At 40.2% G+C, this 26410-nt stretch carries 19 protein-coding genes, 9 tRNA genes, 1 pseudogene and 1 other annotated feature; of the genes and pseudogenes, 22 read left to right on the top strand and 7 right to left on the bottom strand.

Features of this window, described 5'->3' with window-relative positions; genetic code table 11:
* Positions 1-57 precede the first annotated feature (57 nt).
* The 11 genes from WDC_RS05745 to WDC_RS05695 all read left to right on the top strand — a co-directional run bounded on the left by WDC_RS05745 (position 58) and on the right by WDC_RS05695 (position 4719).
* Positions 58-149: transfer RNA gene (locus tag WDC_RS05745), tRNA-Ser, on the top strand.
* A 6-nt stretch (positions 150-155) separates the two neighbouring features.
* Positions 156-227: transfer RNA gene (locus WDC_RS05740), tRNA-Glu, on the top strand.
* A gap of 9 nt (positions 228-236) precedes the next feature.
* Positions 237-309: transfer RNA gene (locus WDC_RS05735), tRNA-Val, on the top strand.
* A gap of 79 nt (positions 310-388) precedes the next feature.
* A tRNA-Phe gene (locus tag WDC_RS05730) sits at positions 389-461 on the top strand.
* 5 nt (positions 462-466) lie between these two features.
* Positions 467-549: transfer RNA gene (locus WDC_RS05725), tRNA-Tyr, on the top strand.
* Between the two features lie 11 nt (positions 550-560).
* Positions 561-631: transfer RNA gene (locus WDC_RS05720), tRNA-Trp, on the top strand.
* A gap of 17 nt (positions 632-648) precedes the next feature.
* Positions 649-721, top strand: a tRNA-His gene (locus tag WDC_RS05715).
* Positions 722-818: 97 nt separating this feature from the next.
* Positions 819-889 (top strand) — tRNA-Cys (locus WDC_RS05710).
* A 32-nt stretch (positions 890-921) separates the two neighbouring features.
* A tRNA-Leu gene (locus WDC_RS05705) sits at positions 922-1005 on the top strand.
* Between the two features lie 226 nt (positions 1006-1231).
* Positions 1232-3223 carry a cation:proton antiporter gene (locus tag WDC_RS05700; RefSeq protein WP_044010921.1) on the top strand — a complete coding sequence of 664 codons (1992 nt, stop codon included), beginning with the start codon at positions 1232-1234 and terminating at the stop codon, positions 3221-3223.
* 167 nt (positions 3224-3390) lie between these two features.
* On the top strand, positions 3391-4719 hold the full coding sequence (locus WDC_RS05695) for a uracil-xanthine permease family protein (RefSeq protein WP_044010920.1): 1329 nt from the start codon (positions 3391-3393) through the stop codon (positions 4717-4719).
* Positions 4720-4872: 153 nt separating this feature from the next.
* Here WDC_RS05695 and apf read toward each other — a convergent pair whose 3' ends face one another.
* The 4 genes and pseudogenes from apf to WDC_RS05675 all read right to left on the bottom strand — a co-directional run bounded on the left by apf (position 4873) and on the right by WDC_RS05675 (position 8605).
* A complete protein-coding gene (gene apf / locus WDC_RS05690) occupies positions 4873-5460 on the bottom strand; it encodes an aggregation-promoting factor (protein ID WP_044010919.1) in 588 nt (195 codons plus the stop codon).
* A 323-nt stretch (positions 5461-5783) separates the two neighbouring features.
* Positions 5784-6302: an acyl-CoA thioesterase gene (locus tag WDC_RS05685; protein ID WP_044010918.1), complete on the bottom strand. Its 519-nt coding sequence runs from the start codon at positions 6300-6302 to the stop codon at positions 5784-5786.
* Positions 6303-6320: 18 nt separating this feature from the next.
* Positions 6321-7170, bottom strand: a pseudogene (locus tag WDC_RS05680) (aldo/keto reductase).
* Positions 7171-7273: 103 nt separating this feature from the next.
* Entirely contained in the window at positions 7274-8605 is a 1332-nt protein-coding gene (locus tag WDC_RS05675) for an APC family permease (RefSeq protein WP_044010917.1), read from the bottom strand.
* A 153-nt stretch (positions 8606-8758) separates the two neighbouring features.
* Positions 8759-8990: a binding site (T-box leader), on the top strand.
* Positions 8991-9068: 78 nt separating this feature from the next.
* On the opposite strand from WDC_RS05675, the gene WDC_RS05670 reads away from it, so the two are divergent.
* From WDC_RS05670 to tkt, 5 genes are all read left to right on the top strand, one after another.
* Positions 9069-10190: a vitamin B12 independent methionine synthase gene (locus tag WDC_RS05670; RefSeq protein ID WP_044010916.1), complete on the top strand. Its 1122-nt coding sequence runs from the start codon at positions 9069-9071 to the stop codon at positions 10188-10190.
* Positions 10191-10871: 681 nt separating this feature from the next.
* Positions 10872-12023 carry a 5-methyltetrahydropteroyltriglutamate--homocysteine S-methyltransferase gene (locus WDC_RS05665; RefSeq protein ID WP_044010915.1) on the top strand — a complete coding sequence of 384 codons (1152 nt, stop codon included), beginning with the start codon at positions 10872-10874 and terminating at the stop codon, positions 12021-12023.
* Positions 12024-12219: 196 nt separating this feature from the next.
* Positions 12220-13857 carry an aryl-sulfate sulfotransferase gene (locus WDC_RS05660; RefSeq protein ID WP_225349623.1) on the top strand — a complete coding sequence of 546 codons (1638 nt, stop codon included), beginning with the start codon at positions 12220-12222 and terminating at the stop codon, positions 13855-13857.
* Between the two features lie 137 nt (positions 13858-13994).
* Positions 13995-14477, top strand: a complete 483-nt coding sequence (locus WDC_RS05655; protein WP_044010914.1) for a GNAT family N-acetyltransferase — start codon at positions 13995-13997, stop codon at positions 14475-14477.
* 272 nt (positions 14478-14749) lie between these two features.
* Positions 14750-16741, top strand: a complete 1992-nt coding sequence (gene tkt / locus WDC_RS05650; protein WP_044010913.1) for a transketolase — start codon at positions 14750-14752, stop codon at positions 16739-16741.
* A 182-nt stretch (positions 16742-16923) separates the two neighbouring features.
* On the opposite strand, the gene WDC_RS05645 is transcribed toward tkt, so the two are convergent.
* Positions 16924-17604, bottom strand: coding sequence for a GntR family transcriptional regulator (locus tag WDC_RS05645; RefSeq protein WP_044010912.1), 681 nt, complete (start codon positions 17602-17604; stop codon positions 16924-16926).
* 200 nt (positions 17605-17804) lie between these two features.
* Here WDC_RS05645 and uxuA point away from each other — a divergent pair, with 200 nt between their 5' ends.
* The gene (uxuA, locus tag WDC_RS05640; protein ID WP_044010911.1) at positions 17805-18878 is read left to right on the top strand and encodes a mannonate dehydratase; all 1074 of its coding nucleotides are present in this window, start codon (positions 17805-17807) and stop codon (positions 18876-18878) included.
* Positions 18879-19210: 332 nt separating this feature from the next.
* Here uxuA and WDC_RS05635 read toward each other — a convergent pair whose 3' ends face one another.
* Positions 19211-20629: a glycoside-pentoside-hexuronide (GPH):cation symporter gene (locus WDC_RS05635; RefSeq protein WP_044010910.1), complete on the bottom strand. Its 1419-nt coding sequence runs from the start codon at positions 20627-20629 to the stop codon at positions 19211-19213.
* A gap of 32 nt (positions 20630-20661) precedes the next feature.
* Complete coding sequence (locus WDC_RS05630) at positions 20662-20904, bottom strand: hypothetical protein (protein WP_044010909.1); 243 nt, start codon at positions 20902-20904, stop codon at positions 20662-20664.
* Positions 20905-21234: 330 nt separating this feature from the next.
* Here WDC_RS05630 and WDC_RS05625 point away from each other — a divergent pair, with 330 nt between their 5' ends.
* The 5 genes from WDC_RS05625 to WDC_RS05605 all read left to right on the top strand — a co-directional run.
* Positions 21235-22407, top strand: a complete 1173-nt coding sequence (locus tag WDC_RS05625) for a galactokinase (protein ID WP_044010908.1) — start codon at positions 21235-21237, stop codon at positions 22405-22407.
* A gap of 30 nt (positions 22408-22437) precedes the next feature.
* The gene (locus WDC_RS05620; RefSeq protein ID WP_044010907.1) at positions 22438-23892 is read left to right on the top strand and encodes a UDP-glucose--hexose-1-phosphate uridylyltransferase; all 1455 of its coding nucleotides are present in this window, start codon (positions 22438-22440) and stop codon (positions 23890-23892) included.
* 24 nt (positions 23893-23916) lie between these two features.
* On the top strand, positions 23917-24921 hold the full coding sequence (locus WDC_RS05615; protein ID WP_044010906.1) for a LacI family DNA-binding transcriptional regulator: 1005 nt from the start codon (positions 23917-23919) through the stop codon (positions 24919-24921).
* Between the two features lie 141 nt (positions 24922-25062).
* A complete protein-coding gene (locus tag WDC_RS05610) occupies positions 25063-25827 on the top strand; it encodes an IclR family transcriptional regulator (protein ID WP_044010905.1) in 765 nt (254 codons plus the stop codon).
* A 146-nt stretch (positions 25828-25973) separates the two neighbouring features.
* A partial coding sequence (locus WDC_RS05605) for an SDR family NAD(P)-dependent oxidoreductase (protein WP_044010904.1) occupies positions 25974-26410 on the top strand: 437 nt, incomplete at its 3' end.

Below are 26410 nucleotides of genomic sequence, written 5' to 3'. Positions count from 1 at the left end.
GATTATCAAAACTTTGGCACTCTGGTCAATAAATTATTGTGCCAGGGTTTGGATATTGGAGAGTTGTCCGAGCTGGCCGAAGGAGCATCATTGGAAATGATGTAAACGGGTTAAAGCCTGTTTCAAGGGTTCGAACCCCTTACTCTCCGTTCTATGACCCGTTGGTCAAGTGGTTAAGACACCGCCCTTTCACGGCGGTAACATGGGTTCAAATCCCGTACGGGTCACTTTTCTATGGAGGATTAGCTCAGTTGGGAGAGCGTCTGCCTTACAAGCAGAGGGTCACAGGTTCGAGCCCTGTATCCTCCACTTAATGAAATAGTTGCAATGGTTTAGTGGCAGGTATATCATTATATTGTTAGTGTGTTATTTTAATTTTTCATAAATTGGCTCGGTAGCTCAGTCGGTAGAGCAACGGATTGAAGCTCCGTGTGTCGGCGGTTCGATTCCGTCCCGCGCCATTTATGGAGGGGTAGCGAAGTCTGGCTAAACGCGGTGGACTGTAAATCCACTCCTTCGGGTTCGGTGGTTCGAATCCACTCCCCTCCACTTTTTATAATAGGGATATAGTTTAATGGTAGAACTACGGTCTCCAAAACCGTCGGTGTGGGTTCAACTCCTACTATCCCTGCTTAACTGAATATCTTGGCGGTATTGGTGAAGCGGTTAACACACCGGTTTGTGGATCCGGCACGCGTGGGTTCGATCCCCACATACCGCCCTTTGATTGGGTTTAGGCCAAGTGATAACGTTGTGGACTTTGACTCCATCATGCACTGTTTGAATTGGTCAGCTCGATCTGTTTGGACTTTAAGGATGGTGGTATAGCCAAGTGGTAAGGCAGAGGTCTGCAAAACCTTCATCACCGGTTCAAATCCGGTTACCACCTTTGAATCTTGTCACCTAAATCTTATTTTTGATGCCGCTGTGGCGGAATTGGCAGACGCGCTGGACTCAAAATCCAGTTCTCGCAAGGGAGTGTGGGTTCGACCCCCACCGGCGGCATTGATGAGATTCCAAAAAAGCTCATGGACTTAAATGTTCATGAGCTTTTTTTGTGATCTACTAATTGCTCAACTATACTCGTAAACCCATTATGATGGCTAGAATACAAAAACTATCATTTCTGATAAAATATTTTGCCACTGAAAGTTCAGTTGAAGGGGGAAGTTAGGATAGTGTTATTTGGTGAAAAACTGTTAAAATATAATCAATTATAGGGAGGATTGAAATGCATACAATATTTTTCGTTTTGTCTATGCTAGTTGTAGTGATAATGGCAAATGTGGTATTTCGGCATTACGGTAAAATACCATTGCCAATTTATTTGATTGCTTTTGGTGTTATTTTGACAGTTTTCCCACTATTCAGGAGTTTTACACTGGATCCAAGTTTGTTTATTTTAGCAGTTATTGCCCCCTTACTTTACAATGAAGCTCAATCAGCTTCACGTTATTGGATTGGTCGTGGTGCAATTAATATTTTTTCGTTATCGATTGCATTGGTAATTGTGACCGTCATTATTGTTGGTGTGTTGCTACATACTGTGTTTACATTTATTCCACTTGTTTTAGCAATTACGCTGTGTGCCATTGTTACGCCAACTGATGCAGCCGCCGTGAGCACTTTGACTCCTAAAACTGAAGAATATCAAATACCACAAATCATTATGCAAAACGAATCCTTGTTTAACGATGCCTCAGGAATTGTTATCTTTGATTTAGCTTTATCTGTCTTTATAACGAGCGAATTTTCATTTAATCATGCAATGTCTATTTTTCTAATTCAATTTATTGGTGGGTTGGCTTTAGGAACTATTTTTGGGTTCGTTGTCCGTTCCATCTTACGACTGTTAATCAACCTTAGTGATGATACTCCCTTTATTATGGTATCAGTTGAATTAATGGTGCCATTTTTAGTTTATTTTATTGGTGAAGAACTCAATCTGTCTGGCATCTTGGCCGTAGTGGCAGCCGGCCTAGTTCAAGGCTCTGAACGAGATAATTTAGGGCTTGTTTCTAGCAGAATGCAGCTTGTCCGGGCGAATGTTTGGGAAATTGTGGAAGAGGCATTATCAGGCGGCGTTTTTGTGTTATTGGGCGTCTCGTTACCGTTGGTTGTTAAACAAATTATGGCGCAGCGGACAACTCTGATTTGGCTCCTTATTTTAGCGGGCGTGGTCTTGTATTTCGCTAAACTGATTTTAAGATTATTATGGACGCGTTATTTAGTGTGGATGCACTTAGAAAGTAAGCACCGTTGGACGGACAGCTGGATCATGGCATTTAGCGGAGTGAGTGGTACTATTTCACTTTCATTAGCATTTTTGCTACCAGAAACGATTAATGGCCAGCCGTTCGTATATCGACCGATGTTAGTTTTCATTGCGACAGTTGTTATTTTACTTAGTATTGGTTTTGCTTCCGTTTTATTGCCCAAAATTACAAAGGGCTCACAACAGGCTGAGCCAGATAATTCGGAACACTGGTTAATAAAAATGATTATTGCAGGTATTCATGAAATTCGAGATGATAATGATCATCCGGCGGAAGCTTCGATTGTTGTGGACACAATTTCACAACAACTGCTGCGGCGACATTTTAACAATTCTCATTTACAGCGAAAGATTTTAAATGAGGCTGATTATGCCGAACGAACAGCAATTAGAGAGCTTTATGATCAGCAAAAAATTAGTAGTACTGAATTAAGTAATTACACAAGATTTTTGGATTTAAGCATGTTCACAATGCGTGGCAATTTTTTGCATAACTTATTTTTGAGAATTAAATTTGGTATCCACATTAGGCGGCGGCGAGATTTGAGCGTTGGACAAAGTATGTTGCTGACTTCGCCGCTAATTTCAGAGCAGTTATACTGGCAACGGGTCTTTATGCTTAACGGCAATGATATTCATCCAGTTGAATCAGTCGGTTTTGAGGCGGCAATGGCAGCAATTGAACCATTTAGAAGCCACAAAGCAGGGCCTGAGTTGCATGCCATTCAACGATTTTATCGCCAACGTCATCGCAGATTGGGTTTTCCTACTCCTTCAAACGAAGTAATTTATCAATTATTTTTACAAGCTTTTCATGCAGAATATGAGTTTTTCCAGCAAGCATTATCATCGGGAGATTTACCTGCCGAGATTGCAGAGCAACTGCAGCAACATATCATCTATGATGAAATGGCCTACCTGCAAAAAAGGACGTCTTTCATGGATTGAATTTGGTTAAAATTCCACGCTGATTAACTAGCAAATAAAGTGGATCATTGGTGAAATTTAAGCAGGAAAACGAACAATATCAAATAGACAAGTGATATCTTACGTGCTAAACTTGCTTCAAGTTTCAGTTGATGAAAAATAATGTGGACAGCTTAAGGAGATTGAAGATGCAAGCACAACGTGACGGATTGTTAATTGGACCGGATGATAAAGTTCCTAATTTTGAAGCAGGAGTGTTGGGATTACAACATGTGTTAGCGATGGATGTTTATGTTCCACCAGTTATTTTAGCTGGGATGTTATCAATGAGTTCGGGTGATACATCTGGGTTGTTACAATCAACCTTCTTGGCGGCAGGGATTGGAACAATTTTACAGACTTGGTTGTTCATGAAAATGCCAGTATCACAGGGTCCATCGTTTGTTCCTCTCAGTGCTGCTGCAGGAGTTGTTTTGGCTGCTGGAGGTGTTGCCAGTGGAATGGGGACGTTGTTAGGGGCACTAATTGTGGGTTCTATTTTATTGATCCTGTTAGGGCTCAGTGGCATGTTTCAACGCATTATCTCTACATTGGTACCGGCCGTTGTGGGTGGCACGATTATTACCTGCGTTGGGCTCTCATTAATCCCATCAGCCTTAAATGATAATGTGTTTGAAGCTAGCGGTAATATCAACCAAAACATCGAACTAGCGGCACTCACTGCGCTGACACTGCTAATTGCAGTCGCAATTAGTATTCGTTTTCCAAAAGTGCAACGCATTTTTAAAACCGGTTCAATTGTGCTGGCGTTATTGGTTGGTACAGGTATTTCTGCTCTTATGGGCCGCTTTGACTGGCAAACTGTCGCTAATTCACCTTGGTTTAGCTTACCTTGGCGGACAATTTTTCATTATGGTGTTCACTTTTCATTTACGGCAATCATCACATTTATCATTATTTATGCGATTTTGACCACTGAAACGACAGGAACTTGGTTTGCTATGGGGGCTGTAACCAATCATAAAATTACCAAGCAACAATGGAATCGCGGAATTATCGGCGAAGGTTTAAGCTGTTTAGTAGCTGCATTGGCAGGGACAACCCCAGTAACCGGCTATTCAACCAATGCCGGTATCATTTCAATTACTGGTATTGCCAGCAAACGTGTCTTTATCGCAGCTGGTGGCTGGTTTATCTTGCTTGGATTTTTCAGTAAGTTATCTGCTTTTCTATCAGCAATCCCAGCTCCTGTAATTGGTGGTGTCTTCGCCATAATTTGCGTCACGATTATGTTAAATGGCTTAAATGTTATTCGTGGGATTAAGACAGGGGAAACTGATTTATACATTATTGGACTACCAATTATTTTGACAATTGCCTTGGTATTATTGCCAGCTAAAGTGCTGCATGAGACACCGCAAATGGTACAATATTTGTTGGCTTCACCAATTGCAATTGCAGCGATTACAGCCATTATTTTGAATCTAGTGATGCCACGACGAGAAAGGCTTGGCTAGATTTTCGTATTTAAACTGAGTAAACGTGCGAATAACCGCTAACACCTAGAGATAAATCAAAAAAGGCAATCAATAAATTCCAACATCTCGAATTTATTGATTGCCTTTTTTAATTTATCTTACGGTATTAGAACGCGGTTATTCGCACTCTTTTTAGTACCAACCATAAGCTTGTGAGTGTGCCTTTGCAACTGCCCATGAACCGTAGTGGCTTGCTACGTATGAATCAGCAGTTTTTTCTTGGTTGGCAGCTGAGTAGTCGCCGTTAAGCATGCTTGAACTCAATTGATACTTACCAATGTATTGACCGTTTGTAGCGGTGTATGAACCACCTGATTCGCGGTTAGCAATCCAAGCCTTTGCAGCGGCCTCTGAGCCAGCAGCACTGGCACTAGTTGCGCTCGTGCTTGTTGCTGCACTTGAGCTTGTAGCACTTGAACTAGCTGCTGGAGTTGTTTCAACTTCAGTTTGAGTAGCTGGACGAACTTCGCCATCATCTTTAATGATTAATTTTTGGCCAACATAGATTAAGTTCTTGTCAGCAATGTTATTCTTTTGTACCATTGTGTCGACCAAGCTGAGGTCGTTAGAGTAATTGTATGAGATTTGTGAAAGAGTATCGCCTGATTTAACAGTGTAGATTGTATCGGCGCTAGCGTTTGTAGCAACTGCAACAGTACCTAGTGCAACTGCACCTGCAACTGCAGCAGAAAACTTAACAACGTTTTTGTTTAATTTCATAAATTTAAAAACCATCCTTTTTGTTTGTGAGTTATCTTCATCAACGTCTACGTATACTACAGGATAAAGATTACAAACAAATGACACAGGCTTTTCTTTTTTCGCTGTTTTTGTGTTGTTTGTAATATGAAAGGGTGATTATGAAACATAAGTACGATTTAACGATGTCTAGCCAACAAAAAAAGCCAGTAATGACAGCAAAAACTGACATTATTGGCAATTGTTGATGAAAAACCGAACCAATGAAGGTACAGGTCTTACTAGTTCATCATAACGGATATTCACTCACAATAAGTGAATATTTGGTGAATTTAACCAGAAGTTTAATTTTTGTTCGACCATGGGAACGCAGTGTCGATGTGCTGTGATAACGCCAAACTAGCTTGGCGTGTTTGCCGTCTTAATGCAACTCGATCTGCATAATGGGCACACGTTTGCTGTTGTTCTGGCGTGGTCGGAATTACTTGCTCGAATTTTACTTGGGCATCTGGTTCGTCAATTACGAAGGTTGCAAAGCAGGTAAAGCCAAGAAATCGGTCACCTGTTTTGAGATGTTCGCCTGTGACTTTAGCAAACACTTCAATGGACCGCGAACCAAACCCGGTGACATAAGCTTCCAGACACATGGAATCATCAATTTTAAATGGCGCGACGAAATCAACATGGTCAAATGTGGCAGTTACCACAGTTTGACGCTCCACTCGCATTGCGGCAATCGAAGCTTCACGATCCACTAAATCTAAAATGCGACCACCAAATAAAGTTCCGTGTTCATTTAAATCAGCCGCAAAAATGCGGTGGCAGGCAACTGCCAGTGTGTCATTACAATTAATTGTTGCCATGAATTGATGCACCATCCTCTATAGAATTGATAGTTGCTGTTTCGTTGTTGGTGCTGGAAAAACATGATTGATTTGCTCTAATTCATCAGCTGTTAATAAAACCTCGCCAGCAACCATATTAGCTGCGGCATGTTGTGGTTGGCTTGTTTGTGGAATCGCGATAATCTCATCAGGTTGAATTGACCAGGCCAGCATCAATTGCATAACCGTCAAGTTGTGGTTAGCTGCAATTTCTTGTAACTGGCTGTTAGCAACTGCTGCACGGCCAAGTTGATCACCATGAGCAACTGGCGAATACGCCATGGTCGGCAGTTGATGTTCTTGCATCCAGTTTAGTAAATCAAATTCAATTCCCCGGTGTTTTAAATTATACATTACTTGATTAGTTGCAACGTGCTTGCCACCATTAATTTGCATTAATTCACGCATATCAACTGTATCAAAGTTAGACACGCCCCAACGAATAATTTTACCGGTTTGCTGCAATCGCTCGAGTTCACTGATGGTTTCGGTCAGTGGGGTGCTACCGCGCCAGTGATACAAATAAAGGTCGATATAATCTGTACCAAGTCGTTGCAGACTTTGATTTAGACTATGTTCCATGTGCGCAGCATAAGCATTTTGTGGTAACACTTTGTCGACGATCATCAATTGTGAACGGTCTACATCTTTGATTGCATCATGCACTAATAGTTCTGATTTGCCATTGCCATACATTTCTGCTGTATCGATCAGTTTGGCACCGGGCCTGCAAGTAAGTCTTAATAGCTTGGACTTCTTGGTCATGCAGTGCAGCAATTTCGCCCATGTTCCAGGTGCCAACACCAATTACAGGTACTGTTTGATTGGCGATCGTAATTTGTTTCATACCATCACTCCTTTGAAAAGTTGATCAGGATAAGAGCTTCTCCATTAATTAAACCCCAATAATCGGCAAAAGCCAAATTATTGGGGTTATATATTTTGGTAAATTAATCGTCCTTTTGTTTTCGCATCTCATAGTAGAAAACGGGGATGCCAATAATCACAAAAATAAATGATAGTAAAACACCTTGTAGATCGGACATAATCTCACTAACAATCACGAAAAGCGAACCTAGGATTGCAATGATGGGGGTCAGTGGGTACAACGGAATTGAAAAAGCACGCTTGATTCCTGGATTGCGTCTACGTAAAATTGTTGGACCAAAGAAGGCCATGACGTAAAAACAATAAACGGTGAAAATACATAGCTCCGACAGGCGGTCAGCATCAAAGAACACAATCATGATACCGGCAATCACTAGGGTAGTGACGGTGCACCAAATTGGAGTGCGAGTGGTAGGGCTTAGATAAGCCAGTACGTGTTGGAAAGGTAGCTCCTTGTCTTTGGCCATTGCGTACATGATCCGTGGAAAAGTCATTATCTTACCATTCATACATCCGACAATTGAAATAATAATGCCAATGCTAAGTAGTTTGCCCCCGATGGTACCAAAATCTTTGTTAGCCATATATGGAATCGCACCGGTCCCCAAATCATGGATTTTTTGGGCAGGAATACTCCGGAAAACGCCGAACGTCACTAATAGATAGATGACCAAGACACCTAAAATACCCAGTACAATTGCTTGTGGTAGTCGCTTGCTTGGATTCTTAATTTCGCCACCTAAGTTGGCCACTAAGATCCAACCGTCAAAGGCAAAGAGAGTGGCAAGAATGGCAACACCAAAACCGCCGGCACTTTGATGGACTTGTGAAATGGAGTGGCCTAATGCTGATTGATCACCGAAAAATAATCCGAAGATTACTAATGCAGCGACGGGCAGCAGCTTACAAATGGTAGTGATAATGGCAAAACCAGCGCCATAGCGATTAGAAAATAGGTTTAAAATTCCGACCAGAATTATTGAAATCAAAGCAATTGGAATTGTCCATGCCTGTGGAATATGAAAAAAATCAATTAATAATAAAGATAGATATGCACCTAATGAAGCAATCATGGCAGGACCATAAATGATGATTTGCATCCAACCGGATAAAAAGCCCCACAGTTTGCCATACAGTTTTTCCATATAAACATATAAACCACCAGTTTCTGGCATTTGTGTTGCGATTTCCGCAATGGTTAAACCGGCTGTCAGGGTAATAATGCCACCGGCAAGCCAGGCTAATAACGCACCGGTTGTAGAACCGGCATCATCTAGCACAGCTGCCTGGCGAACGAAAATACCAACTCCAATGATGGTCCCCACGACCAGTGACAGTGCCGACCATAAACCGAGTGATCGATTTAATTCGACATCATTGTGTTCATCTTTCATAGTAATTACTCTTCCCGTCTTATCAAATTTTAATAATGTCAATTTTAACGAAAATGGCCTAAAAAAGCAATTTTTAAGCTATCAAATCAAGATTTTAAAAATTTAATTTGACAAATTAAACAGAACGTTTTATGATATTGACATTCTAATTATTAAAATACGGTGAAAAGATGAGTACGAACGAAAACCTGATTAGAGAGTTTCTGGCTGGTGGAAAGAAACCTGGTTATCGTTTGGAAGATGGTCTTGAAGTGAGGGTTACCGAGCAGTTGCAAGGTGACCATGGGTGCGCCCATTATCGCGCTAGGGTATGTTTGTACCTAGTGAGGGGATGTGCGCGAGTGCATCCTAAAATAAGGTGGTAGCACGTTAAATCGTCCTTACTTTCGCAGTTTTCTGTGAAGGTGAGGACTTTTTTTATGGACTAAATTCGATTCATCAATTAAGCAAAGGGAGAGTAATTATGACAGTAAAAACAAAAATTGGACCATTCAAATATGATATTGTGGGTAGCTTCTTACGTGCACCAGAATTAAAGGATGCGATTGCAAAGCATCGTGCCGGTGAACTAACAGATGACCAATTTGCTGAGATTCAGCATGCTGAAGTTGAAAAGTTGGTTGCAACTGAAGCACAGCATGGGTTAAAAGCTGTGACCGATGGCGAATTTAGTCGTAGCTGGTGGCACTTGGATTTTCTCTGGGGGTTAAAGGGTGTTAAAAAATATGATTACCATGCGAGTTATAAATTCCAAGGTGCCAAGACACGGACTGATAATGCTGAATTAATTGGCAAGGTAGCTTACAATCCTGACCATCCATTCTTTGCCGCATTTGAATACCTACAGTCAGTAACCCCTGCAGGAGTGGTGCCTAAACAGACGATCCCATCACCAACAATGTTGTTTCGGGATAACCGCTCTGACAACTGGCCTAAATTCTACGACAATCGGGAAGCCTATCTTCATGATTTAGCTAGTGCTTATCACCAAACCATTTTACATTTATATGAATTGGGTGCTCGCTATGTTCAGATTGACGATACTACTTGGGCGTTTCTAATCAGTAAATTAAATGAAACTAAGGATCAACCGGAAGAACATGCCAAGTATGAAACGTTGGCACAAGAAGCCGTTGAAGTAATCAACGAATTACTTGAGAATTTACCTGCTGATTTGACGGTCACCACACACGTTTGTCGCGGTAACTTCAAATCAACCTTCTTATTCTCAGGTGGTTATGAGGCAGTTGCTAAGTACTTAGGGCAATTAAACTATGACGGGTTCTTCCTCGAATATGACAATGACCGTGACGGCGACTTTGCTCCATTGGCAACCATTTTTAATGGCCGCAGTGATAAAACGATTGTCCTAGGATTAGTTACATCCAAAGATGGGCAATTAGAAGATGAAAATGCAGTCGTTGCGCGTATTAATGAAGCTACTCAATATGTACCATTAGAGAATTTGGCATTGTCAACACAATGTGGGTTTGCTTCAACTGAAGAAGGCAATGTCTTAACGCCAGAGCAACAGTGGGCCAAGATTGATTTAGTTCGGTCAGTTGCTACGAAGGTTTGGGGGTAACCACCTCAAGCACAAAATAAGCGGAGGAGGTTTCAATGCAACGAAAAGTTTATTACCTACATTTGAATAAGATAACCACCGCTTGTTTTCTTGTTGGGGATGGAATTGGTGATCATGTCATGTGGTGCTTTGGGACGGATTTATAGGTTGAGGTACTTATTGCTGAAACGTGTCGAGCCAACCAGACTCCTAGAGCTAAGCTAATTATTTTCCGTTCGCGAAGAACGCGAACAAAAGATAATCAACTTAGCTTACGGAATCTGACCGGTTGTCTCAACACTCTTATTGCTGAAACGTGGTTTTTCAACCAGTTTCCTAGAGCTAAGCCAATTATCTCCTGCTCGCCAAAGACGCGAACAAAAGATAATCAACTTAGCTTACGGAAACAACTCGGTTGAAAAAACACTCTATTGCCGAAACGTGTCGCTGAAGCCAGCCTTCTAGGGCTAAGCCAATTATCTCCTGCTCGCCAAAGACGCGAACACGAGATAATCAACTTAGCTTACGGAAACAACCCGGTTGAAAAAACACTCTATTGCCGAAACGTGTCGCTGAAGCCAGTCTTCTATGTCCAAGCCAATTATCTTTCGTTCGTGAAAAACGCACGAACAAAAGATAATCAACTTAGCCTACGAAGACTAACCGGCTTCATCAACACTCTATATAAAAGGAGAAAAACACATGACAGAAACCACACAAACATTCACTAAACGTACAACTTCACCATTTCGCTTTGACGTCGTCGGGAGCTTCTTGCGTCCTGCCGAATTGAAAGCTGCTCGGGCTCAATTTCAGAATCATGAAATTAGTGCCGATCAATTGAAAGCAGTCGAAGACAAAGCAATCATTGAACTCATTAAAAAAGAGGAAGCTGCAGGATTAAAGTCAATTACAGATGGTGAATTTCGGCGTCAACTTTGGCACACCGACTTTTTCTGGGGTCTTCAAGGAGTTGAAGAATATTACGCGGATCAAGGGTATGTTTTTCACGATTTGGTTACTCGAACAGAATCAGTTCGCTTAACTGGTAAAATTTCTGGTGAGAATCATCCGTTCGTTGAACACTTCAAGTTTTTACACGATCACTTGAGCGATCCTAGCACGGCCAAACAAACAATTCCTTCACCAGCACAATTTATTGCCGAATTATATCGTGGCGATAATAGGGACATCACCAAGAAATATTATCCAAGTGAAGACGAACTGATTCAAGATATCACTAAGGCATACAAAACAGTTGCACTTGATTTGTATAATGCAGGTCTCCGTGTCTTACAGCTGGATGACTGTACCTGGGGGATGTTAGCTGGATTCAACAACGGTGCGATTGATAATTCGGCACCAGTGGACCAAAAAGCAATTGCTGAATCAAAGGAATTGTATGTCACAGTCAACAATGAATTTCTCAAGGATTTACCAGAAGATTTGATTGTAAACACGCATGATTGCCGTGGTAACTATCAATCAACTTGGGCTTCAGCAGGTGGCTATGACAGTGTTGCTGATCCCTTGTTTACTCGTGAAAATGTCCATGCTTATTTTCTTGAGTATGATACAGACCGTGCTGGTGGTTTCGAACCGCTTGCCAAGGTGCGTGACAATCAGCTCGTCGTTCTCGGTTTAATTACGTCCAAAAATGGCGAACTTGAGGATAAACAAGCAATTATTGATCGAATCCATGAAGCGGCTAAGTACGTTCCGTTGGATCGACTATGTTTAAGCACTCAATGTGGTTTTGCTTCCACCGATGAAGGTAATAATATTACTGAAGAGCAGCAATGGGCCAAAATTGAATTAGTAAAAGAAATTGCTCAAGAAGTTTGGGGCAACTAATTATTGGCATGGTAAATTAATTTAATAACGGATAGTGGCGGGGTATACAGCGCTACTATCCGTTATTTTATTGTCAAAATTCACAACATATTCAAACTTTTATTATAAAATAAACACATATACTGCTAGTATTATCAATAGGAGCGGGCAAATGAAAAAACGGTATGTTTGAGGAGCCATCGGAGCTTTAGTCGTTGTGATTGGTGCGATTGGCGGCTACTTTTATTTTCATAACGATCAGAGTCTACTATCAACTAGTCAAATTAAAACCAATGTTGGTAGTAAGCTGGTTACTACACGACAAGATAGTCAAAAGTCACTGAATAAGTCATATGCAGCTAAGGTTAAGTCAAATGATTATAGTTTGAATGATCCGTATATCAAGGTGAATCCATATAAGACTTCACCACTAACCGCGTTGATAATTTTTAAAACCGATAAAGCTGCTAAAGTTACGTATACGGTTGTTGGCAAGACGGCCAAAACCTCAATTACAAATACGGTTAATGGCAAGTATTCTACTAGCCATCAAGTTCCAGTAGTGGGCTTGTACACGGGTGCTAATACTGTGAATGTCACCGTGAAATATAAAGATGGCACAACTGAAACAAAATCAATGCAGTTACAGGCCACAGCCACTTTGCCAAAATATTTAAAAGAAGTTAATCTCAAAGTTACCAAAAATAATAAGAATGAAATGAAAATTGGTAGCAACAAATTAACGGTGATTGTGCGGACAACAAAACAATCATTTGCGGTGGATGCAGATGGTAATGTTCGTTGGTACTCAACTTTATATACTCAGCACATGATTAAACAAATTCACGCCGGTCACTTAATTATGTTGAGCAAAAATAAACAAAGTGAAGAAGTTTATAATGATTTACTAGAAACTGACTTTTTAGGCCGGGTTTACAAAGAATATAATTTCAGTTCGAAAACCGGGGTTAACAATAATAAGTTAGTATCCAGTTCTAAGACCAAAACAGCTTCTGGCGGTGCTACAACCATTATTCATCATGACATCATGGAATTGCCTAATCATGATTTACTGGCGACAGTTAGTGATGGCTCAAAGTACGTTGAGGATACAATGGTGGTCATTTCTCATAAGACAGGAAAAGTTACTAAGGTGATTGATTTGAAACGTCTCCTGCCAGCTGTAATGTATAAAAAGTACAAGTCGGTTGGTGGAGAAGTTGACTGGTTCCACCAGAATTCGGTTGACTATGATAAAAATGATCATAGCATCTTGATTTCAGGTCGGAACCAAGATATCATCATGAAAATTGATCTAAAGACTGATAAAATCAAGTGGATCTATTCTGGTAAGAAAAAGTCCACGTGGCCATGGAAATATCGCAAACTATTGCTAAAGCCAACTAAAGGTACCACGATTACGGGTGGCCAGCATCACTTGTCATTGCTTGGGGATGTTGACAATAATCCTGATAGTGAAAATGTGACGTTGTATGATAATAATATTGATGTCACTAATGGTAACGCGAAAACGTCTGGCAAGTACTCACAAGCAATTGAATATCATATTAATACAAATAAAATGACGATTGACCAAACTTGGTCATATGGGAAGACTTTGGGGAAAACAAACTTTACGCAAATTATTGGCTCAACCCAAAAATTGGCTAAGAATAATTATTTGATTGATTTTGGTTTCAAAAATAGTGGTAAAGAAAGTAACATAATTGAAGTTGATGGTAGCAAACAGGTATTTAATTTGACCGTACCGAATCCATCTAATAAAGCGTATGTTTATCGCGCTTATCGGTGGAATTTCTATCCAAATAGTTATGTGTTTGATGTAAGTAAATAGGATAAAAGAGATCCTTGAAGGCTAATTAGCTGACAGGGATTTTTTTTGATAACTTTTTTCTGAATTATTAATAAATATTTGTATTAATATAGCGGTAAGAACAGTATAATATCTACAACCATAAAAGGAGGAATTAGATGGAAACAATTAGAGAAATAACTCCGTCAGATAACCTTGCAATGAAACAAATTTTGCAACAATGTTTGCGCGATGCTCACCTAGATCGTCCAGGGACTGCTTATTTTGATCCACAGTTAGATGAATTAGCACAGTATTATCAAGCACTACCTCGGGCTAAGTATTGGGTCGCTGTTGATGAACAAAATAAAGTCGTCGGCGGCTGTGGCATTGGACCGGTTGCTGGTGCCGATGATACTTGTGAGCTTCAAAAATTATACATAGATTCTGCTGCCAGGGGCCACGGACTATCCAAACGGTTTATCCATTTAGCAGTTGAGCACGCCCAAAATTTCGGTTATCAACGCATGTATATCGTTACTGATACCAAATTACCAATTGCAAATTTACTGTACCAAAAAATGAACTTTCATCCTTTAGCGGAGCCATTTGATGGGGATATTCATTCTGGGTGTGATACTTGGTATATTAAAGACATTTAATCAGGATTTAGTACGTCATATTTCTTGATTTTTATTAATTATAATCATAAGCTTAAACTATGAACTAAAACTGATAATGTGAAAGTGTCTCTTTTTATCAATCTATACCAATTTAACAATTGTTTTAAATAATCATTATAATATTGGCTTTTTAAAGTTTTTACTTGAATATACCAATTCTGACTGATATGATATTTACATGCTCATTATTTATTGAATTGCTGATCAAAACTTAGCAATTAATCGAAAATTTTCTGGAGGTTTATGAAATTATGTTTGATGAAACTGACCAATTAAGTGTCAATACTTTAAGAATGCTAAGTGTGGATGAAGTCCAAGCTGCAAATTCAGGTCATCCAGGGTTACCGCTAGATGCTGCGCCAATGACATATGTCTTATGGCAAAAGTTTTTAAATACTAACCCGAAGGATAGCAAGTGGTTTAACCGTGATCGCTTTATTCTATCAGCTGGTCACGGTTCAGCGTTATTATACAGTCTGTTACATTTATCAGGTTTTGATTTGCCATTGGATGAATTAAAGCGGTTCCGTCAGATTGGTTCTAAAACACCAGGACATCCAGAATATGGCCATACAGATGGCGTTGAAGCTACTACTGGTCCACTTGGCCAAGGAATTGGCATGGCAGTGGGGATGGCGATGGCTGAGCTGCATTTAGGGGCAACCTATAACCGGGACAATTTCAAAGTGGTTGATCACTATACATATGCATTATGTGGTGATGGTGATCTAATGGAAGGCATTTCACATGAATCTGCGAGTTTAGCTGGTCATTACGGGTTGGATAAATTGATCATGTTGTATGATTCTAATGATGTTTCGTTGGACGGACCATTAAGCAATTCATTTAATGAAAATGTTAAGGAACGCTTTGAGGCTTACCACTGGAATTATCTCCGAGTCGAAGATGGTAACGATCTGGATGAAATTACAACGGCGATTGCTAAAGCCAAATCACAGCATGAAAAACCAACAATTATTGAAGTTAAAACTCAGATTGGTTACGGTGCTCCTGGTGCGGGAACTCATAAAGTTCATGGTGCTCCATTCAAAGAAGATGCGCTCGCTAAACTACATGAATTTTACAATTGGGACAAGCCAGCATTTACAGTGCCAGCTAGGGTTTACGATCGGTTTAATGAACAGATCCAAACTCGTGGGGCGCAGGCACAAAGTGATTGGAATCAGATGCTTGCTGAATACTCACAAACTTACCCAGAACTGGCACAACAATTTAAACAAGCAGTAACTGGTAAAATTACAACAGATTTCAGTTTTTTGCCGGTCTTTGAAGATGGTGAATCGAAAGCTACACGTGCAACGGGTTCGACTATTTTACAATCGATGGCCGAAAGCATTCCAACCATCTGGGGTGGGTCTGCGGATCTATTCAGTTCTAACAAAACACAAATTGATGAATCAGATCGGTTTAGCAAACAGAACCCAACGAGCCGTAATCTATGGTTTGGCGTGCGTGAATTCGGTGAGGCAGCTGCGATTAACGGGATTGCATTGCATGGCGGGACGCGTGTTTATGGTAGTACTTTCATGGTCTTTTCAGATTATATGCGAGCTGCAATTCGGTTGGCTGCGATTCAAAAGATTCCAGTGACCTATGTATTTACACACGACTCCATTGCAGTTGGTGAAGATGGTCCTACGCATGAACCAGTTGAACAATTAGTTAGTCTACAAGCCATTCCAAACGTGGAAGTAATTAGACCAGCCGATGCTAATGAAGTTGCAGCGGCGTGGAAGGTAGCGTTAAAGTCAACGGATCATCCGGTTGTCATTATTCTAACGCGTCAAGGCGTGCCTGCATTAGCAGGAGCACGAACTAATCCAGATGGGTTAAGTCGCGGTGGGTATGTTATTTCACCACAAAAAGCAGCCAAGCCAGAAGCAATTATCATGGCTAGTGGTTCTGAGGTGAGTCTGGCACTTGAGGCGCAAGCTCAATTAGATAAGCAGGGTAAGGACGTCTCTGTGGTATCGATGCCAAGTATCAAGACATTTAACGCCCAATCGGCTGACTACCAGGAAAAGGTGCTACCTAATGAAGTCCGAAATCGAGTATCAATCGAAATGGGAAGTTGCCAAGCCTGGGGTAAGTTTGTCGGCCTAGATGGTAAGAGTCTGGGAATCGACCAATTCGGCTTAAGCGGCAATGGCCAAGAAATTGTAAAGGAATTTGGGTTTACACCAGAAAATGTGGTGGCGGCCGTAAATGAATTGTCAAAATAGAGTGTGCGTAGCCACGAATTGACTCCGTGGTATAAGGCAAAATCACCATAGCAACTTCGTCTTGTGAAGTTGCTATGGTGATTTTACTTTATACATTAGGGGTCAGTGGCTGCAACACGTTTCTAAAATAGAGTGAGACAAATCGCTTTCAGAAGTTGGAACATATTTGCTCAACAAAAAATTCAATCCTGCCTCTCAATAAAATATTCAGGAAACTTCTCTAACAGAGTTTGTTGCTCCTCCAACATTAAATGTAAATGTTGACTAGCTAAGAAGCCAGCTTCCTCAACATTATGGTGCTGAACTGCGTCTAAAATATGTTGGTGCTGTTCAATCAATGTATCCCAGTTCAATTCAGCCACTTTAAGTCGCAACCAGCGGAATCGATTTAAGTGAATATTGACAATTTGTAACCAATCCCAAACTAAAATTTTGTCGGTAATTTCGTAAAATTTGCGGTGAAAAGCCTCATCAGCAGCAAAAAAGGCTGGTACATTGCGGCTTTCGATTTGTAATTTTTGTTGTTGCAAAATTTGGTCAAAGCTGGCCGCATTTAATGTATTCATCTGGTTACCAGCTTCCATCACAACTTTCTTTTCAATACTTTCACGGACGAACCTAGCAGAGGTGGCAGCGTGCATGTCAATTAATGAAATGGATGTGCCACTTTGAGGAACTACATTAATTAAGCCATCGCGCCGTAGATGAATTAACGCTTCACGAACTGGCGTGCGACCAATATTAATCGTTGCTTCGACTTCTTTTTCTACGATTTTTTGACCCGGAGTATATTCAGCGCGGATAATTTTGTTTTTAATCAGTTCGTATGCTTGTGTTTGTAAATTATTAGCAGCATTTTGCATGATAGTGCCTCCATGAAATATTGTGCGATAAACGGGTTAGTGTGTCAATAATAAAAGATTAGTGGCAGTAAGGACGGGTAATAATTCTCATAATGACAATTGACCATTGCATTTATAGGTTAATCTATTATAATGAAAGCGTGAACAAGTATACTAATATATTACTTTAAATTTTGTTAATTGGAAAGGAAAGATTTGTAATGTTAAAAATGGGCTTTCGGTGGTTTGGACAAGACGATGATCCAATTTCACTTTCCCAAATTCGTCAAATACCTGGTACAACTCAGGTTGTTGGAGCGTTGTTCGATATTCCAGTTGGTGAGGTCTGGCCAAAGGAACGGATCGCGCAGCTTAAGCAAGAGGTTGAAGCTGCAGGCTTAAAGCTTGAAGTGATTGAAAGTGTCAATATTCATGACGATATCAAAATTGGTAAACCAAGTCGTGATCGCTATATTGCTAACTATCAGCAAACAATTCGGAATCTATCCGAATATGGGATTAAGGTAATTTGCTACAACTTTATGCCAGTATTTGACTGGATTAGAACCAATCTAGCACTTAAATTGGAAGATGGTTCTAATGTAATGTCATTTGAGGCTGCCAAAGTTGAGGGCGATCCTGAGGATATTATCAAATCCGTTCAGGATGAAGCAAACGGATATTCATTGCCAGGTTGGGAACCAGAGCGGTTGGCTGAGGTTAAACGACTGTTCAGTGAATATGCTGATGTCGATGCAGAAAAGTTAAGAGAAAATCTCAAGTACTTCTTGGATGCTATCATTCCAGTTTGTGAGGAATGCGATATTAAGATGGCAATGCATCCGGATGATCCACCACGTCCTTTATTTGGGTTACCACGGATTTATAAAAACCGTGAGGATATGGAAGCAATTGTAGCTATGCATGATAGTCCTTACAATGCATTGACGATCTGTACTGGCAGCTTGGGTGAAAATCCTGAAAATGATGTGCCTGCTTTGATTCGTGAGTTTGTTAAGCAGGATCGTGCGCCATTTATTCATGCTCGTAACATTAAATTTGCCGGTGCACCAGGGGACTTTCACGAGTCTTCACATTTATCATCCACTGGCTCGATTGATATGTTTGAAGTCATGAAGGCTTTGCATGATACCCATTTTGATGGATATATCAGACCTGATCACGGTCGTAATATTTGGGGCGAAACTGGTCGTCCTGGCTATGGACTGTATGATCGTGCACTGGGAATTGCTTATTTGAATGGTCTTTGGGAAGCTTTGGAGAAGGATAACTAAACATGGCTACGTTAACTAAGCTGGGGTGTTGGCCCTGGCTTTTTTGTTTTCTCACATGTTCATATTTTTTTGAAATATATTCACAGCCACAGAAGCTTCCTTGTAACATAAAAAAATAAGGTACCCAATTCAAAAACCGAATTAGATACCTCATTTTTTCACGTTACACTACAGTTTCTTAACGTAGCTGTTCACACTCTATTTTGAAACGTGTTCACAGCCACAGAAGCTTCCTTGTAACATAAAAAAATAAGGTACCCAATTCAAAAACCGAATTAGATACCTCATTTTTTCACGTTACACTACAGCTTCTTAACGTAGCTGTTCACACTCTATTTCTTTTCAGCTTCTAGTTTTGTCTCCAACTCCGTAACAATCTCCTTATGTTTTGCTTCTGATAGCTCAACCTTGAACAGGTAAACTAATGCAGCAATGACAATTAGTACGATTGGGGCAAAGAACATGTAACTTCTGAAGTTTAATAATTGACCTGCACTGATGCTGCTTGGCTTGGCATTTCCAATCATTCCTGAATGGACAGCAGCTAAACCAACAACACTGTTGGCGATGGCACCAGCAACTTTATCAATCAATGGACGTACAGACAAAGTAACTGATTCATTCCGGGTACCATTCTTCAATTGACCATATTCAACACTATCTGTAATCGTCATTAAGGCGGCCAAGAAAATCATTGGGTATGGGAAGAAGAAGATTGCGATTGCAACGAGGACTGCAATCACGTTATGACCAGCGATTAAGAAGATACCGTAACCGACTAGCATCATTACGATACCACCAACATAGATGGCCCGACGTTTGATTAATGCAACTAGAGCAGGGAAGAGTGATACTGAAATGATTCCCAAGATTGCAGTAATTACACCGACCAACCAATATGAATCTGAGCGACCGAGGACATATTGGAAATAATATGCTAACAGTGAGTTAGTAACCACATAGCTCAAGGCAAAGAGGAAGTACGACAATGCCAACCACATTAGTTGGTCATTCTTAGCAAGTACCTTGAAGACGTCGCGGAACCGAACTTTTTCACTATTATCACGAATCAAACTCTTCTTTTCTTTGGTTCCCAAAATAGTTGCCAGAGCGCCTAAGAAAGAAACTAACGCGATAACAACCGCGAAGCCAATCCAGCCGGCATGTGTTTTTGCCTCGCCGTGGGTGCCAGAAAATGTTTGTGAGAAGAAAACGATTAATGGGAAAATCACAATTGGTACACCTTGGGCACCTAAAGTAGAACCCAAACGACCAATCGTACCAAACTTAGCCCGAACCTTTGAGTCAACACTCAAAGCAGGCAGCATTGACCAAAATGAAATATCCTTAAATGAATAGAAAATATCCAAAACAACAAATGCAATTCCGAATAGTACTAAATATAGCACTGGATTTTTAGTGGTTAAGCCACCAAAGTCAGTAAAGACAATGACTAACATAATGGAACTAACTGTTGCACCAACTAGCAACCAAGGCTTGAATTTACCCCAGCGGGTGTCTGTGTTATCAACTGCCCCACCAATTAGCGGATCAAAAATAATTTCGACTAACCGAATTCCGGTCATTAATAATGTAACATAGCCAATCATGCGGGCATTAAACGCCTTATCACTAGTGTCAAACAACTGACTAGTAACAAACAACATGAGGTAGGTACTTAGTGTTTGGTAGAACGCATCATGACCAAACGCACCTAAGGCATATGAAGTATACTGTTTTACATGTTTCATATTCTCATTCTCCTATGGTCCAAAATTTTAAATTAATACCGATGTTCAATGATTTTTTGCAAAATTTCGTCACGTTGACTTTCCTTTGCAACGTCAAACTGAGTTTCTTCCAAATCGTTGAAATCTTGCGCCAGTAACAACGATTCCAGGTAGAGTCGTAATTGTCGCTTGATGTATACTAAGTCTTCTTCATCATCTTTTTTAAGACTACCGCCCAGAACCATATGGGCAAAATCAGTTGGATCTATTTTAATTTGTTCATCTTTTCTAGCCATTGAGTTTTCTCCTTTGCTTATTTGTAAACGCTTACCCTAATGTAAAACAAGTTTAGTAAAAATGCAACAGTTTTTTACTAATAAATTTAATTCAAATATTGGTCTAATAGGCGTTTGTACAGCTTTTCACGAACTTTATCCGGATTGGCGGTTTAAAAGTTTACCAATTGTTGCGATCATCATTGATAAATAAAGTTATCCGCTTTCATTACTGTAAAATTAAGGTTTACTAGAAAAGGCTGCTTGACAAAATTTGTGATTGCTTCTATATTTAATTTAGTAAAAATTTTACTCAACTTTGTTTGAGCTTTGATGGAGGAAAACAAGATTATGGATAAAAATGAATTATTAGCACAATTTGAAAAAGTTTACGGTGTTGCTGGTCAACGAGTTTATTTTTCACCAGGACGGATTAATATTATTGGTGAATATACTGATTTTAATGGTGGTAACGTATTTCCATGTGCCATTAGTTTAGGGACTTACGGGGTTTATGCACCACGGACTGATAATCAAATTCGGTTATATTCAGTTAATATGAAGAGTGATGACATTGAAAACTTCGAAATTGGTGATTTGAAGCCCGAAACTGAAGCTAAGAGTAAATGGATTAACTATTTTAAAGGTATGGTGGTGCAATTACTACAGCATGGTTTCAAATTTGACCATGGTTTTGATTTATTAGTGCATGGTAATTTACCTTACGGTGCGGGCCTGTCATCGTCAGCGTCAATTGAATTATTAATGGGTTACATTTTGAAGCATGAGTATAACTTAGATATCGAACAAATTGAGTTAGTGAAGTTAGGCCAAAAGGTTGAAAACGATTTTGTTGGTTTGAATTCAGGAATTATGGATCAATTTGCGGTTGGAATGGGTAAGAAAGATAACGCCATTTTGCTTGATACGAACACCATGGAGTATCACTACTACCCATTGGCATTAAACGACTACACCGTTGTGATTATGAATACTAATAAGGAACACTCATTGATCGATTCTAAATATAATGAACGGCGGGCACAAAACGAAGAAGCAGTTCGTCGTCTGCAAAAAGGGCTTGATATTAAAGCGCTGGGTGATTTAGATGAAGATACATTTGACCAATATACTTATCTCATCAATGATGACATTTTGATTCGGCGTGCCCGTCACGTGGTCATTGAAAATCAACGAACGTTGAAGGCTAAGCAAGCATTGTTAGACCAAGATTTGGAAAAATTGGGTCGTTTGATTAATGCTTCACATATTTCACTGGAATATGATTATGAAGTTACCGGTAAGGAACTCGATACCTTAGCAAGCACCGCTTGGAAACAACCAGGTGTCCTAGGAGCCCGGATGATCGGGGGCGGCTTTGGTGGTAGTGCAATTGCCATTGTTAAAAAGGACCAAGTTGACGCTTTTGAGAAAAATGTCGGTGCCACTTATAAGCAAACCATTGGTTATGATGCTGAATTTTACGATGCTGAAATCGTGGACGGACCACATGAAGTAAAATAATTACAGTACTGCATAAGAGGGAGAGTTAGAATGTCGATGATAGAACAATTTGTCGAACAAATTATTGCGGCGACCAGTTACGAACCATTAGACCGTTTTTATTTGGTTAACCGAGTACGAGCGTTAGTTGGGGATCAAGACGCACAGGTTGATGCTGATAGTGATTTGACTGTTGGACAGCAATTAGTTGCTTTGGCAGTACAAAATCAGAAGATTACCGATGACGTTACTAGTCGTGAAATTTTAAATGATCAGTTGATGGATTTGGTGACACCAACACCAGCTCAGGTTAACAATCGGTTTTGGGAAGCCTATAAAAAGAGTCCCCAAGCAGCCACTAAGTTTTTTTATCAGTTATGCCAGGATAATGACTATATCAAAACCAAGGCGATTGCTAAAAATATTGTGTTTGAAAAGGGAACGCAGTATGGTGATTTACAGATTACGATTAATTTGTCCAAACCAGAAAAGGACCCCAAGGCAATTGCGGCTGCGGCTCATCAAAGTGACGATCAGTACCCACAATGTCAGTTATGCATGGAAAATGAAGGTTATCTTGGCCGATTAGGTTATCCAGCACGTAGTAATCATCGGATTATTCGCATGAATGTTGGTGGCCAACAGTGGGGCTTTCAATACTCTCCATATGCTTATTTCAATGAACATTGTATTTTCTTGGATGAAAAACATGAACCAATGCAAATTAATCGCCAAACACTGGTTAATTTGATTGATATTGAGCGTCAATTCCCAGAGTACTTTGTTGGTAGCAATGCCGATTTACCAATTGTGGGTGGCTCAATGCTGGCACATGAACACTATCAGGGCGGGCGTCATGTCTTTCCGATGATGAAGGCCGGCATTCGACAAGCATTTACAATGAAAAAGTACCCGGCAATTGCAGCTGGGATCGTTAACTGGCCGATGACTGATCTGCGTTTAAGTAGTAGTGACACAGACCAATTAATTAGTGCTGGAACTGATATTATGGCCGCGTGGAAGAAATATAGTGCTCCAGAACTGCAGATTAACGCACAATCAAATGGTGAAGAACATCATACTGTCACGCCGATTATGCATCGAGATGGCGATCAGTATGTGTTAGATATTGTGTTGCGTGATAATAACACTTCGGCTGAATTTCCGGACGGAATTTTTCATCCACATCAAGATGTGCAGCACATTAAGAAGGAAAATATTGGTCTAATCGAAGTTATGGGTCGTGCTATCTTACCTGCCCGCTTAAAAGAGGAGTTAGCGCAGGTTGAACAGTACTGGTTAGGTCAACCCAATCAAATCGCAGCAATGCATGTAGCATGGGCAGATCAAATTAAGCAACAACAAGTTATTACAGCTGATAATGTGACGGATGTATTACATCAGGCTGTTGCAAATGTGTTTGCGCGTGTGTTGGAAGATGCTGGTGTGTTTAAAAATGATGATCGTGGGCAGCAAGCATTATCGCAATTTGTCAGTCAGTTTTAATTCAAATACTCGGGGGAAAATGGGATGGCAGTTACATTAAAAGACATTGCACAACAGGCAAATGTTTCATTAACCACGGTTTCGCGGGTATTAAATTACGATGCCAGTCTGTCTGTTAGTGATGAAACCCGGCAACGAGTATTTGAAATTGCTGAACAGCTCAACTATGTCAAACACAAACGGTTTGGCCGTCAGCAAGTTAAGAAGATTGCAGTGGTCCAGTGGTACACGGAAAAACAAGAATTGGACGATTTATATTACATGTCAATTCGAATGGGCATTGAACAACATTGCCAGCAGCTGGGCTTTAAAGCAATTCAAGTCTACCAAAATAATTTAGATCAACTACCAGCGGATGTTGACGGTATTATTGCAGTGGGCAAATTTAGTCAATCACAAATTAAGCAATTCAAGCAAATAAATAGTCATGTTATATTAGTAGATTATGATGGACTGGGGCTTGATTGTGACAGTGTGGTGACCGATTTTGACCATTCAGTAAGTAATGCAATCGATACTTTCTTGTTACGAAATCTAAAGGATATTGGTATGATTTATGGTAGTGAGACGACCGCAGATGATGAAGAAAATGTGCCAGATCCGCGGCGACATTACTTTATTAAAAAAATGCAAGCCGAACAGATATATCAGCCTGAATTTGTATTTGAAGGACGGTACACTTCTGAGTCAGGTTACCAGATGATGAAACAAGCAATCAGGCAATTGGGGGAGGGCTTACCCCATGCATTTTTCATTGCCAACGATCCAATGGCAGTAGGGGCATTAAAAGCCCTGCAGGAAGCCAAAATTGAAATCCCTAACCGAGTTAGTTTGATTAGCTTTAACGATACAACCATTGCTAATTATGTTTACCCAGGGCTTTCATCTGTGCATGTAGCTACGGATCAGATGGGTGCCAGCGCGGTCGACTTAATGGTAGAACAGTTTAATAGTGACCGTGATTATGTTAAAAAGGTGACTGTGGGAACGAAACTAATTGAACGCCAGAGTGTGGTTAATCATAGGTAACAAATGAAAACAAAGATCAGTTGTTGAACCGATTTTCTCGGTTAAGCAGCTGGTCTTTATTTATTTGGTTGAGCCTGCTACTTTCTAATATTGCCTAAATGAGGTAAACTATTTCCTAATAAGAAATAAAGGAGTACAAATATGACCGCAGCGACGACAGAAAATATGTATGGTGGTGTCCTTATTAAAGGCAAACAAATCATGGACTTCATTTTGGATGCTCAAACGGCGCCAACCTTGAAAGATATCAGTGAACACGTCGCAATGACGAAGTCGACGGTGTTAAAAATTTTAAAAACATTGGAATACTGTGATTTTGTTCGGCGTAACGACAAAACAAAGCAATATTATTTGGGGACGGTTTTTTTGGGATATGCACAAAAAGTGGATGCTACGTTTGATATTCGCCAAGTAGCATTGCCTTTGTTGCGTGAATTACGTGATCAAACCAGAGAAACGATTAATTTAGGTATCATCGAGGATGACACAATCACACTACTGGAAAAAATGGAAAGTCCCCAAAGTGTATACCTGGTTTCACGAATTGGTGGTGGCATGAATATGTATTCTTCTGCAATGGGCAAGGCGATTTTATCGTTATATGAGCCGACCAAATTGCAGCAATATTTTGCTGAGGTTAAGATGACCAAGCTGACACAAAATACGATCACTAAGGAAAAAAAGTTGCGGGATAATTTGAATGGTATTCGCAAACGAGGTTACTCGATTGATGACGAAGAAAATCAACCTGATGTTTATTGCCTGGGCTTTTCTATTGTGAAAGAGGAAAGAATATATGGAGCCTTCAGTATTAGTATTCCAAAATATCGGGTAAAGCAGGATAAGATTGGAGAAATTGTGGCACAAGCCAAAACAATGCAACAACGGATTGTCGCCGAAATTTAATTTGCGACCGGGGCTAATGGTGAATTGCTTGCATTATTAGCTAAAACTATTATACTAGTTTTATTGGCACTAAATAGGAAACAACATTTCTTAATGAGAAATATGTTGAATATCACATACTAGCAAATAGAATGGAGCGAAATTAAATGGCTGAATCACAACAAGAAATTCAAGCACGCGCAGAAGCATTGAACACGTTCAAAATGAACTTTTTTAACCTAAAGGGCAAGGTAGCGATTGTTACCGGCGGAAATACTGGGCTCGGGCAAGCCTATGCGGTTGCATTAGCAGAAGCTGGCGCCAATATTTTTGTTGTTACTCATGGTACACAAGGTTGGGATGAAACCCGTGGCTTGATTGAGGCCAAAGGTAGTAAGGTTGAATTTATGCAGGCTGATTTAACTGCGGCTGGAATTGCTAATAAGGTGATGGATCAAGCAGTGGCTTTGTTTGACCATATCGATATTTTGGTAAACAATGCGGGGATGATTAAACGAAACCCAATTTTGGAATCTAAGGATGCTGATTGGGACGCTGTCATCAACATCAATTTGAATGCTGTTTATCATTTGTCGTTGGCAGC

Source organism: Paucilactobacillus wasatchensis, assembly GCF_000876205.1.
In the GTDB taxonomy this organism is placed as follows: Bacteria; Bacillota; Bacilli; order Lactobacillales; family Lactobacillaceae; genus Paucilactobacillus; species Paucilactobacillus wasatchensis.
Note: the sequence above shows the minus strand (reverse complement) of the source record. Positions and strands in the feature narration are given on the sequence as shown.

Coding starts and splice junctions, on each gene's coding strand:
- WDC_RS05700 (WP_044010921.1), top strand. CDS start 1,232: ATGCATACAATATTTTTCGTTTTGTCTATGCTAGTTGTAGTGATAATG.
- WDC_RS05695 (WP_044010920.1), top strand. CDS start 3,391: ATGCAAGCACAACGTGACGGATTGTTAATTGGACCGGATGATAAAGTT.
- apf (WP_044010919.1), bottom strand. CDS start 5,460: ATGAAATTAAACAAAAACGTTGTTAAGTTTTCTGCTGCAGTTGCAGGT.
- WDC_RS05685 (WP_044010918.1), bottom strand. CDS start 6,302: ATGGCAACAATTAATTGTAATGACACACTGGCAGTTGCCTGCCACCGC.
- WDC_RS05675 (WP_044010917.1), bottom strand. CDS start 8,605: ATGAAAGATGAACACAATGATGTCGAATTAAATCGATCACTCGGTTTA.
- WDC_RS05670 (WP_044010916.1), top strand. CDS start 9,069: ATGACAGTAAAAACAAAAATTGGACCATTCAAATATGATATTGTGGGT.
- WDC_RS05665 (WP_044010915.1), top strand. CDS start 10,872: ATGACAGAAACCACACAAACATTCACTAAACGTACAACTTCACCATTT.
- WDC_RS05655 (WP_044010914.1), top strand. CDS start 13,995: ATGGAAACAATTAGAGAAATAACTCCGTCAGATAACCTTGCAATGAAA.
- tkt (WP_044010913.1), top strand. CDS start 14,750: ATGTTTGATGAAACTGACCAATTAAGTGTCAATACTTTAAGAATGCTA.
- WDC_RS05645 (WP_044010912.1), bottom strand. CDS start 17,604: ATGCAAAATGCTGCTAATAATTTACAAACACAAGCATACGAACTGATT.
- uxuA (WP_044010911.1), top strand. CDS start 17,805: ATGTTAAAAATGGGCTTTCGGTGGTTTGGACAAGACGATGATCCAATT.
- WDC_RS05635 (WP_044010910.1), bottom strand. CDS start 20,629: ATGAAACATGTAAAACAGTATACTTCATATGCCTTAGGTGCGTTTGGT.
- WDC_RS05630 (WP_044010909.1), bottom strand. CDS start 20,904: ATGGCTAGAAAAGATGAACAAATTAAAATAGATCCAACTGATTTTGCC.
- WDC_RS05625 (WP_044010908.1), top strand. CDS start 21,235: ATGGATAAAAATGAATTATTAGCACAATTTGAAAAAGTTTACGGTGTT.
- WDC_RS05620 (WP_044010907.1), top strand. CDS start 22,438: ATGTCGATGATAGAACAATTTGTCGAACAAATTATTGCGGCGACCAGT.
- WDC_RS05615 (WP_044010906.1), top strand. CDS start 23,917: ATGGCAGTTACATTAAAAGACATTGCACAACAGGCAAATGTTTCATTA.
- WDC_RS05610 (WP_044010905.1), top strand. CDS start 25,063: ATGACCGCAGCGACGACAGAAAATATGTATGGTGGTGTCCTTATTAAA.